Genomic DNA, 10,167 nt, shown 5'->3' on the forward strand with positions numbered 1-10,167 from the left:
AATGGCTTCAATTAATTTGTTACCTTATTAATCGCACTGCTTACTTCCACGCTGATGGCTAATCTTTACGTGGGTGAGATTCGCACTCACTGGTTCTTACGCACTTATCTTGGCGCACCATAATTTTGTTCCTTTATTTAAAATTTAAATAAAATTTTTGTTAATTTAATTTTTTTTATTTTATAATCATTTCAAAATGAGAATGAAATGAATTTAAAATATTTATTTTTTTGTGAAATAGGATTTATTAAAAATTATAAAATCGGAAGGAATAAAAAGAATAGGCAGCAGAAGATTTACAAGTAGATGAGTTTGATATTGTTAATTTTATTTTACTCTCTCGTAAGCGGACTGTCATGATTTTCTTTCCTTTTTTGGGACTTACATATATACACGAGTGTATCAGTTTATAAGTATATTAGAATGAAAATAAAAAATCAAGGATTATTTTAAAAAATGAGGATGAAATAGAAAGAAGAGAAAGCTATTAAATTCATTATTAAAAATATAAATTTAATGAAATTGTAACTTTTATAGGGCTAAGATTTAATATTATTTCTTAAAAACTGATATCTTGTTTCAAAAGCATAAGATAAATTAACAGGACTTAATTTATTAAATTGTTTAAACCATTCTTGTGAGTTAAAATTACTTGGAAAATTTGGGATATTTTTAAAGATTTTTTTCTCTAAATGATATTTAAATCCGCCATGCGTAATTTCTCTACCTGTTTTTGGATCAAATGTTAAGACAACACATGTTACTTCATTGCAATCGCATTCTGGATTTACACAATAAAGATCATCTATCGCATAAATTTGTTTTTCATGAAAACGCTCAATACCGCCTGAGTGCGGAAATACGGCTTGAAAGGGAATAAGAGCCGATTTTTTTTGTCTTTTTGGGATTCGTTCTTGCCATTGTTCATCTAAAAACTCAGGTTCAAAACTTACGAAAGGCTGTCTTAAATGGGGTAATAAATTTCCGTTCGCAAGTTTTTCAATAGATTGGCTCAATTTAAGCTTTTCTTTATCGGTTAATTTTAACGAATTGCTTTCACCAGAATGAATTGTTCCTGTTCCTTCTTGATTTAGGGTGGTCTGAATTTCGCGAGAATCTTGAATTTCAATCACTTTTAAAGTTTTTAAATTCATAGAAATCGTTAATCCAATGATATTCGCTTTTTCAGTGCTTTCTGTATCCGCTAAATTTGCAAGCATTTTTGCACGAAATTGATTTTTAAAAGGGGTTAATTTTAAAACAAGGGATCCGTTTTCTAAAATATTTTGAACATCTTCTTTTGATTCCAGTTGTTTTGGAAAAATCATAACAATTTCAAGCGAAAAATATTGGCCATTCCAGTAAAGACGATTTGCTTCATTTGCAGAAACATTTAGTTGCATATAAAAAGGGTGTTGCATAGATTGAACTCCATAAAATAAAATACCTTTCCTTTTTGCAGTAACAAATTTGAATAGTTAGAGCAAGCCTTTCTAAATTAATGAAAATGAGTTATAAGTATTTGCTTTTGAATATGTAGTTATTCTCTCATAAATAAAGCATTTATTTTATTTAAAGGAAAAAAAATGAAAAATACAATTATTTCATCTGTTATTATTACAATCGGGGTTATTATTTCAAGTTTTGTGCTAAGTAATTCTATAGAAAATTATAGAAACTTTAGCCGTTTTGTTGAGGTAAAAGGTTTAGATGAAAAAATAGTAAAATCGAATTTAGCTTCTTGGCAAATTAATTTTACTTTATCTAATGATGATTTAAAAAAAATATATTCTGATCTTTCTTTTTCTCAAAATACCATAATAAAGTTTTTATTAGATCAAGGTTTCTCAGAAAATGAAATTGAAAAACAAGCTATTTCTGTTCAAGACAATCACAATTCATATGATAATAAAAAAGGACCTCGTTTTTTTGCAAACTCAGGAATTAATTTATCGACAAATAAAGTTGATCTTGTGAATTCGGTAGCTCAAAAAACAGGTGCTTTAGTTGAATCAGGTATCGTTATTAATTATAGCAACATAAGATACATGTTTACTGAATTAAATTCAATTAAAACAGAAATGTTAAATAAAGCAACGACAAATGCAAAAGATGCCGCAGAAACTTTTGCTAAAAATTCGAATAGTAGTATTGGAAAAATTAAAAAAGCATCACAAGGAACAATATCTATTACAGCGGTAAACTCAAATCCAAATGATATGTACTCAGATGAAGCGAGTATTATGAAAAAAGTTCGAGTTGTTACCTCAATTGAATTTTTTATTAAATAGCATTATTCTAAAATAAAACTTCTCATTGACATTCCGCTATTTTGAAATTTTTCATAAATAAATCTTATTTGGTCTTTTTCATTCTGCAATCCAATAATATATATTAAAGGGATATAATGTTCATCTGTGGGGACAGAGAGTTTAGCGCTTTTTCCAAATAATCTTCTATATTTTATTATGGTTTCATGGTTTTTTTCGATTAATGCTTTTTTAATAGAATGATCAAATTCAATTGCCCAATCAGGTGATTCGGCATTTATTTCTTCACTAAAAGCAAAGATACCGCTACCGATTATCAAAACTCCTTCTTCTCTTATTGGCTTTAAAAGAGATCTTATCTCATAATGTTGTTGTAATTTAAAATCTAAATTTAGGCTTAATTGAAGCACTGGAATATCATAATGTGGAAATAAATGAATTAATATACTCCAAGCTCCATGTTCAATACCTCTTTTAGCATCTATTTTAGGATCGTATTGAGACAAAAATAAATATCTTCTCTTCTCCAATGGATTGATGTTTTTCTGTGTAGTCATTTTTTAAAATGGCATTCAAGGGGCTTCCATGTGCAATAAATAAACAAGGTAATGTACTTTTATTTTTCACTTATTCTCCATTTTATTTTAATTATATTTATATTTTATCATTAATTATAAAAAATAAGAAAGCAGTAAAATTTGGCATAGATAAATTATTTTTTTAAATAAAAATAAGATTCTCTTGATTTCTGAATTTGTATTTCATAATTCTAAAATGCGTAAGGAATGATTGTTTTTAAACGAGGATTTTTGATTTATGTATTTTTTGTATTTAAAGAAAATAATAGTTATATTGTTATTTATACTTATGTATCCAATATATTCTCAGGTTTTAAATTATAAGCCTGGCGGAAATTCGGCGCTTCCTCCTGTCGATTCCATTCCTGAATCAAATAAAGGTGTCACCATACAAGAACATTTAGGTAACAAAATTGATATGAATTTAACCTTTACAGATCAATCTGGAAAAATAAAATCATTAAAAGAATTAACAAAAGAGGGCAAACCCATATTATTAACTTTAAATTATTATCGATGTGTCAGTCTTTGCAGTGTCCAACTTATTAATGTTGCAAAAACGATAAAAGAACTCGGATGGCCTATTGGCAAAGATTTTTCAATTGCTACGATAAGTTTTGATCCTACCGATAATCCAGAAGATGCCAAAAAAAAGCATAACGAATATTTATCATTAGTTGGTCAACCTGAGGGAGAATGGAATTTTTTTATTGGAAATCAAGAAAGTATTGATAAAATAACGAAACAAGTTGGATTTTATTATAAGTATCTTCCTCAAAATAATGAATATTCTCATACAGCCGCAATTTTTTTTATTGCCCCAGATGGGACCATTACAAGATATATTTATGGAATTTCTTATAAAGTGAATGATGTTAAATTTTCTCTCATGGATGCTTCCCAAGGAAAGCTTGGTTCTACGACAGATAGATTTTTATTATTTTGTTGTTATTATGATCCAAACGCAGGAGCTTATACGGGTTTAGCAATGGGGATTATGAGAACAGTCGGAATTGCTATGATGTCTTTTCTAGGAATTTTAGTTTATTTTTATTATAATAAACGAAAGAAGCTTTATCATTAATTTTATCAATTAAAGGGTTCCTTTTTTATGATACAAATTCGTAAAAATTCAGATAGAGGAACAGCCGATTATGGATGGTTGCATGCAAAATATTCTTTTTCTTTTGGAGAATATTATGATCCCAAATTTATGGGCTTTCGTAAGCTGAGAGTCATAAATGAAGATAAAGTGGAACCTGGTCAAGGTTTTCCAACTCACGCCCATAAAAATATGGAAATTATAACTTATATTTTATCGGGAAGTCTTGAACATAAAGACAGTCTAGGAACGGGCTCTGTCATTTATCCAGGTGAAGTCCAATTGATGAGTGCTGGCAATGGAATAAGGCACAGTGAATACAATCATTCTAAATCAGAACTTGTTCATTTATTACAAATTTGGATAGAACCAAATATAAATAATGAAGAACCCTTATATCAGCAGCAAGATTTTAAAAATAAAAATGAAAAATTTATTTTATTGGTTTCTCCAAATGGAGAGAGAAACTCATTAAAAATTAAACAAGACATTAAATTATACCAAGGTAATTTAGAAATAAATGAAAGTCTAAAATATAAAGTAGAAAAAGAAAGACATGCTTGGATTCAAATTGCACATGGGGAAATGATCTTGGATGAACAAATTTATTTGGAGCAAGGAGATGGGGTTGCGATTTCAGATGGAGATATTTTAAATTTTTCAACAAATAATTCGCAATGTCAATTTTTATTATTTGATTTGCCTTAATTTAATATCATTTAAATATTCTTTAACATTTTCAATAAAAATATCAATATCTTTTTTATTTATAACAAATGATGGCAATAATCTAACAGAATTTTCACCACATGTATGAACTAAAATTCCCTGTTTTTGAAGATATTCGACAATCAATAGATTTTTAAAATTAAAATCAATAGCAATCATCAAACCAGTAGCTCTTATATCTAAAATATATTTAGGATAATTTTTTTTAAGTAAACATAATTTATCTTTAAAATAAGTTCCAAGCTCTTTAACTTTTTCAAGAATATTTTCATTTAAAATAATATTTATAGTTGCAAGAGCTGCCGAACAGGAAACAGGGTTGCCACCAAAGGTCGTTCCATGATCACCAGGTGAAAAAGTTTTGGCTACTTTCTGAGTTGCACAAACAACACCTAGCGGTAAACCCGATGCAATCCCTTTTGCTAAAGTAATGATATCTGGTGTTACATTAAAATATTGATAGGCAAATAAAAATCCAGTTCTTCCGAGTCCACATTGAATTTCATCAAATATGAGGAGAACATCTCTTTCTGTACAAATTTGGCGGATTTTATTGAGAAAGCCAGCGGGAGGTTGATTTATGCCACCTTCACCTTGAATAGGTTCTAAAATAACAGCGGCAACGTTGTCATCAATAGCTTTGCAAAAGGCTTCGGTATCGTCCCAGGATTCATATTTAAAACCAAGAGGTAACGGAGAAAAGCCCTCTTGTATTTTTGGTTTTGCTGTTGCTGCTAAAGCACCTAACGTTCTTCCATGGAATGAATGATGGGCGCTTAAAATTACATTTTTTTGTTCTTTTCCTAAACTCCATTGATATTTTCTTGCTAATTTAATTGCGCATTCATTAGCTTCTGTTCCAGAGTTACAAAAAAATAGGGAATCAAGGTCCCCATTTTCAATCAAACATTTTGCAAGCTCAATGTTCGGTGGAGAATAAAATAAATTCGAAGTATGTAAAATAAAATCTACTTGATCTTTTATTGCCTTGATTACTTTAGGGTGATTATGTCCTAATAGAGTGCAAGAAATACCACTTAAAAAGTCTAAGTATTTATTTTCTTCAACATCCCAAACAAATTGTCCATTTCCTTTTATTAACGTAATAGGATATCTGTTATATGTATTCATAATATATATTTTTTCTTGTTCAATATAATATTTATTTGTCCGCATAAAAGTCTCTTCTATTATAGATTAATTATTTTTGTTCCTATAGGCATATTAAAAATTAAAGATTCAAGAATATTGTTTTCTTTTTTTCCATTTATGATTTGGCAATCTGTTTTCTTTTTTTTGATCAATAAAGAACATGCTTCTAATTTAGGAAGCATGCCGTCTGTAAATTTATTATCTTGTATTCCTTTTTCTATCTGGTTTAATGTAATATCATGGTACAATGAGTTTTTATTCTTATAATCATCATATATTCCATCAATATCACTTAATATTAAAAATTTATCTGCAGATATGGCAATAGCAATTTCTGCTGCCATAATATCTGCATTAATGTTATATGTGTTCCCTTGTTTATCTGTTGCTAAACTAGATATAACGGGTAAATAATTTCCATTTAATAAATGTTCAATAAGATTTAAATTGACATTTGTAATATTTCCTACATACCCTAATTTTTCATCTCTAATGTTTGCTTCAATCGTCTTTGAATCTTGTCCACTTATTCCGATTGATTTTACATTATACTTATTAAAAGAAGAAATTATATTCCTATTTGTTTTTCCATGTAAAGACAATTGAACTATTTCCATTGTCTCTTTATCTGTGACTCGTTGTCCGTTCAAAAATTTTGAAGAAATATGAAATTTATTGCAAATATCATTGATTTCATTTCCACCTCCATGGACTAAAATAATTTTAATTCCGAGTTGATAAATTTGAGATATTTCTTTGATAATTTGTTCTAAATAAATTTTGTTACTTAATAGAGAGCCACCACATTTTATAACGAATATATTTTCTTTTAAATCTTTTGATTTAATGGTTATATTTTTATCAAAGGTTAAAGAATAAGGATTCATGATTAAGTCCTGTATGAAGCATTTATATTTACATATTCATTTGTTAAATCGCAGCCCCATGCAACAGCTTCTTCTTTGCCTAGACCTAAATTGATATAAATATGCACAGTCTTTTTCTTTAGTAAATTTTTAGCTTCTATTTCATCAAAATAAATAGCAACACCTTCTTGAAACAAATTCATTTTTTCTAAAGAAACGCTTAATTTATTTAAATCAAGATCAATTCCCGAGTAACCTAATGCATTGACGATTCTTCCCCAATTTGCATCTTCACCATGAACAGCAGATTTAATTAAAGGTGATCCACAAATGGTCCGTGCGGCGATTTTTGCTTGATCTTTATTTTTCGCATTTGTTACTTTTACTTCAATTAACTTTGTTGCACCTTCGCCATCTCTTGCAATTTCCATTGATAAAAATTGACAAACAAACTTTAAACCTTCATAAAATATGATCCAGTCAGGATCTTTTATTGAATTTATTTCAGGATTATTTGCGAGTCCATTCGCTAATACTAAAACCATATCATTTGTTGATGTTTCTCCATCGACTGTAATCATATTAAAGGTATCTTCGTTTACTTTATGAAGGGTATATTGAAGAATATCCTGACTTATAGAGATGTCGGTCGTTATGAAACCAAGCATGGTAGCCATGTTGGGATGGATCATACCAGATCCTTTCGCCATACCACCTATGGTAATATTTTTTCCACAAATTTTAAGATTGATGGCAATACTTTTAGAATAAGTATCTGTTGTCATAATAGCTTGAGTTGCAGCTTGGCTATTTTTTGTTAATTTATGCGTTATGAGATCGATTCCAGATAATATTTTATCAATAGGTAAAGTAACACCAATAACACCTGTACTTGCTACAGCTACATTCAAGGGGCCTAATTTTAATTTTAAAGCCGTTTTATTTGCCATTTGATGTGCATGAAGAATACCTAATTCACCGGTACAATAATTGGCATTGCCACTATTAATAATAACGGCTTGAATATTTCCTTTTTTAGATTTATCTTGAGTTACTATGATAGGAGCTGCTTTAGCTTTATTTATGGTAAAAACTCCTGCTGAAACACAGGGGAACTCGCTATAAATAAGCCCTAAGTCTAATTTATTTGGATTTTTTCTTACGCCTGCATAAACTCCATTTGCTAAAAAACCTTGTGGTGCGCAGACTCCACCATCAATTATATGATACATTTTACTCTCCTGTTATGGATAATTTGTAATAAAATGAAGCCCCAAGTCTTCTTCTAAATGAAACATTAAATTCATATTTTGAATTGCTTGTCCAACAGCACCTTTAATTAAATTATCAATTACGCTGATAACAATTAATTTATTTGTTCTGGGATCGATTTGAAATCCTATATCACAATAATTTGTCCCTTTAATATTTTTAATCTGCGGTAAGCTATTGTCTTTATATATTCTTATAAAAGAGGATTTTTGATAAAAATTTAAATAGGATTCATAAATATCGTTTTCTGAAACATTATCTTTTAAATGGAAATAAGAAGTGATATGCATTCCTCGCGTAACAGGAATTATATGTGGAGTAAATTGAATTTTTAAATTTTTTATAGAAAATTTGTTAAGTTGTTCTTCAATTTCAGGAATATGTCTATGTTTTCCTGCAATTTGATAAGCATTGATATTTTCATTAATTTCACAAAAATGGGAATTTAGCTGAAGAGATCTTCCTGCTCCAGAAACACCCGATTTTGCATCAAAAATACAATGTTCAACTTCAATTAAGTTAAATTTTAATAGAGGAATTGTAGCTAAAAGAATTGCGGTAGGATAACAACCTGGGTTTGCTATAAAATCAATATGATTATAATTTATTTTATCTGTAATTTCTGGTAAACCATAAAGAGCATTTTTTAATATTTCTTTTTCTGTATGTTCTTTTTGGTACCATTGATAAAAATTATTTTTATCTTTAATTCGAAAGTCTGCGCTGAAATCAATAACTTTTTTATTTTTATTTATAAAAAAAGAAGCTAAATTTAATGCATGGCCATGGGGAAGGGCCATAAAAATAACGTCACAATCATCTTCAAATTTTTCTTTTGAAAATTCGCAAAATTTTAAATTGAGATTGTTTTTTAAGTGTGGATAAATTTCATCTGCTTTATTTTCTTTATAAGATTCAGAATATAATTTTGAAATAGAAACCATAGGATGATTTTTTAATATTCTTATCAATTCTATTCCGGTATATCCCGTTGCACCTATAACACTGACCTTTATCATTTATCCACCAATCATATTTTTATTAAAAAAATAAAAATTAAAAAATCCTATTTTTATAATTTATTATTCTCTCTCATGTTTTCTATTGAATGAAAATTTTTTAAACTCTTTTCTTTCATAATTGAATTTATTTTTATTGGTAAACCATATATTTGAATAAAACCTTGGGCATCAAATTGATTGTAAACATCATCTTTTTCAAATGTTGAAAAATCTTTATGATATAAACTAAAAGGAGATTGGGCTCCTGAAAATAAACAATGTCCTTTAAATAATTTTAATTTCACTTCACCCGTTAAATTTTTTTGTGTTTCATCTATAAAGACATCTAAGGCATCTTTTAATGGAGTATACCATTGTCCATTATAAACTAAATTTGCATAATCTTGTGAAATTTTTTGTTTCATATGCAGAACATTTTTATCCAAACAAATACTTTCTAAATATTGGTGTGCTTTATATAAAACCGTTCCACCTGGAGTTTCATAGACGCCCCTTGATTTCATTCCGATTAAACGATTTTCTATAATGTCTATAATTCCGATGCCATGTTTTCCAGAAATTTCGTTGAGCTTATAAAGTAACTCAACGGGAGAATATTCTACTTGATTTAAAGCGATAGGTATTCCTTGAGAAAATTGAATTGATATAAAGTCAGGGTGATTTGGTGTTTTATCTAAAGCGTTTGTCATTTGATAAAATTCAGAGTTATGCTCGTTTTCTGTTGTCTCAAGATCACCACCTTCATGTGAAACGTACCAAATATTTCTGTCATTCGAGTAGGGGGACTTTTTTGTCGCTTGGATTGGAATATTTTTAGAATGAGCATAATCAATTGCTTCACTTCTTGATGTAATATTCCATGTTCTCCAAGGAGCAATAATTTTAAATTTTGAAGAAAATGACTTAATAGCAAGCTCAAAGCGGACTTGGTCATTCCCTTTTCCTGTTGCTCCATGGCATATGGCAGTTGCATTTTCTTTAATGGCGATATCTACCAATTTTTTAGCAATCAAAGGTCTAGATAAAGTACCTAATAAATATTCGCCTTCATATTTAGCCCCGGACTTCAATAGTTTCCAGAGAAAGTCCGTTACAAAGTGTCCTCCCAATAAGTGATTTTTACAAAGCATAAATCCAGAATTAAATCTCCTTTTGAGGAGGAGATTTAAATGGAGA

The 10,167-nt window shown here is 28.9% G+C and carries 11 protein-coding genes; 3 read left to right on the top strand and 8 right to left on the bottom strand.

Annotated features, from left to right (window positions below):
- Nucleotides 1-539 precede the first annotated feature (539 nt).
- On the bottom strand, nucleotides 540-1,421 hold the full coding sequence (locus tag ACIQ56_RS09965) for a hypothetical protein (RefSeq protein WP_397600914.1): 882 nt from the start codon (nucleotides 1,419-1,421) through the stop codon (nucleotides 540-542).
- 165 nt (nucleotides 1,422-1,586) lie between these two features.
- Here ACIQ56_RS09965 and ACIQ56_RS09970 point away from each other — a divergent pair, with 165 nt between their 5' ends.
- Nucleotides 1,587-2,291: an SIMPL domain-containing protein gene (locus ACIQ56_RS09970; RefSeq protein ID WP_397600915.1), complete on the top strand. Its 705-nt coding sequence runs from the start codon at nucleotides 1,587-1,589 to the stop codon at nucleotides 2,289-2,291.
- Nucleotides 2,292-2,293: 2 nt separating this feature from the next.
- On the opposite strand, the gene ACIQ56_RS09975 is transcribed toward ACIQ56_RS09970, so the two are convergent.
- Together ACIQ56_RS09975 and ACIQ56_RS09980 are read right to left on the bottom strand one after the other, a co-directional pair.
- A complete protein-coding gene (locus tag ACIQ56_RS09975) occupies nucleotides 2,294-2,776 on the bottom strand; it encodes a dioxygenase (RefSeq protein WP_397600916.1) in 483 nt (160 codons plus the stop codon).
- Entirely contained in the window at nucleotides 2,757-2,897 is a 141-nt protein-coding gene (locus ACIQ56_RS09980) for a hypothetical protein (RefSeq protein ID WP_397600917.1), read from the bottom strand. The genes ACIQ56_RS09975 and ACIQ56_RS09980 overlap by 20 nt, the downstream gene beginning before the upstream one ends.
- A 189-nt stretch (nucleotides 2,898-3,086) precedes the next feature.
- On the opposite strand from ACIQ56_RS09980, the gene ACIQ56_RS09985 reads away from it, so the two are divergent.
- Both ACIQ56_RS09985 and ACIQ56_RS09990 read left to right on the top strand, forming a co-directional pair.
- The gene (locus ACIQ56_RS09985; RefSeq protein WP_397600918.1) at nucleotides 3,087-3,932 is read left to right on the top strand and encodes an SCO family protein; all 846 of its coding nucleotides are present in this window, start codon (nucleotides 3,087-3,089) and stop codon (nucleotides 3,930-3,932) included.
- 27 nt (nucleotides 3,933-3,959) lie between these two features.
- Nucleotides 3,960-4,658 (top strand): pirin family protein, encoded by a 699-nt coding sequence (locus tag ACIQ56_RS09990; RefSeq protein WP_397600919.1) that lies wholly within the window; start codon nucleotides 3,960-3,962, stop codon nucleotides 4,656-4,658.
- On the opposite strand, the gene ACIQ56_RS09995 is transcribed toward ACIQ56_RS09990, so the two are convergent.
- From ACIQ56_RS09995 to ACIQ56_RS10015, 5 genes are read right to left on the bottom strand one after another with little or no spacing between them, the layout of a single operon-like run.
- A complete protein-coding gene (locus tag ACIQ56_RS09995; RefSeq protein ID WP_397600920.1) occupies nucleotides 4,641-5,855 on the bottom strand; it encodes an aspartate aminotransferase family protein in 1,215 nt (404 codons plus the stop codon). The genes ACIQ56_RS09990 and ACIQ56_RS09995 overlap by 18 nt on opposite strands.
- A 14-nt stretch (nucleotides 5,856-5,869) precedes the next feature.
- The gene (gene argB, locus ACIQ56_RS10000) at nucleotides 5,870-6,718 is read right to left on the bottom strand and encodes an acetylglutamate kinase (protein ID WP_397600921.1); all 849 of its coding nucleotides are present in this window, start codon (nucleotides 6,716-6,718) and stop codon (nucleotides 5,870-5,872) included.
- A gap of 2 nt (nucleotides 6,719-6,720) precedes the next feature.
- Nucleotides 6,721-7,929, bottom strand: a complete 1,209-nt coding sequence (gene argJ, locus ACIQ56_RS10005) for a bifunctional glutamate N-acetyltransferase/amino-acid acetyltransferase ArgJ (RefSeq protein WP_397600922.1) — start codon at nucleotides 7,927-7,929, stop codon at nucleotides 6,721-6,723.
- A 12-nt stretch (nucleotides 7,930-7,941) separates the two neighbouring features.
- Nucleotides 7,942-8,988 carry an N-acetyl-gamma-glutamyl-phosphate reductase gene (argC, locus tag ACIQ56_RS10010; protein WP_397600923.1) on the bottom strand — a complete coding sequence of 349 codons (1,047 nt, stop codon included), beginning with the start codon at nucleotides 8,986-8,988 and terminating at the stop codon, nucleotides 7,942-7,944.
- A 53-nt stretch (nucleotides 8,989-9,041) separates the two neighbouring features.
- Nucleotides 9,042-10,121 carry an argininosuccinate synthase gene (locus ACIQ56_RS10015; protein WP_397600924.1) on the bottom strand — a complete coding sequence of 360 codons (1,080 nt, stop codon included), beginning with the start codon at nucleotides 10,119-10,121 and terminating at the stop codon, nucleotides 9,042-9,044.
- Nucleotides 10,122-10,167 lie beyond the last annotated feature (46 nt).

The organism is Silvanigrella sp. (assembly GCF_044369315.1).
Classification (GTDB): Bacteria; Bdellovibrionota_B; Oligoflexia; order Silvanigrellales; family Silvanigrellaceae; genus Silvanigrella.

Coding starts and splice junctions, on each gene's coding strand:
- ACIQ56_RS09965 (WP_397600914.1), bottom strand. CDS start 1,421: ATGCAACACCCTTTTTATATGCAACTAAATGTTTCTGCAAATGAAGCA.
- ACIQ56_RS09970 (WP_397600915.1), top strand. CDS start 1,587: ATGAAAAATACAATTATTTCATCTGTTATTATTACAATCGGGGTTATT.
- ACIQ56_RS09985 (WP_397600918.1), top strand. CDS start 3,087: ATGTATTTTTTGTATTTAAAGAAAATAATAGTTATATTGTTATTTATA.
- ACIQ56_RS09990 (WP_397600919.1), top strand. CDS start 3,960: ATGATACAAATTCGTAAAAATTCAGATAGAGGAACAGCCGATTATGGA.
- ACIQ56_RS09995 (WP_397600920.1), bottom strand. CDS start 5,855: ATGCGGACAAATAAATATTATATTGAACAAGAAAAAATATATATTATG.
- argB (WP_397600921.1), bottom strand. CDS start 6,718: ATGAATCCTTATTCTTTAACCTTTGATAAAAATATAACCATTAAATCA.
- argJ (WP_397600922.1), bottom strand. CDS start 7,929: ATGTATCATATAATTGATGGTGGAGTCTGCGCACCACAAGGTTTTTTA.
- argC (WP_397600923.1), bottom strand. CDS start 8,988: ATGATAAAGGTCAGTGTTATAGGTGCAACGGGATATACCGGAATAGAA.
- ACIQ56_RS10015 (WP_397600924.1), bottom strand. CDS start 10,121: ATGCTTTGTAAAAATCACTTATTGGGAGGACACTTTGTAACGGACTTT.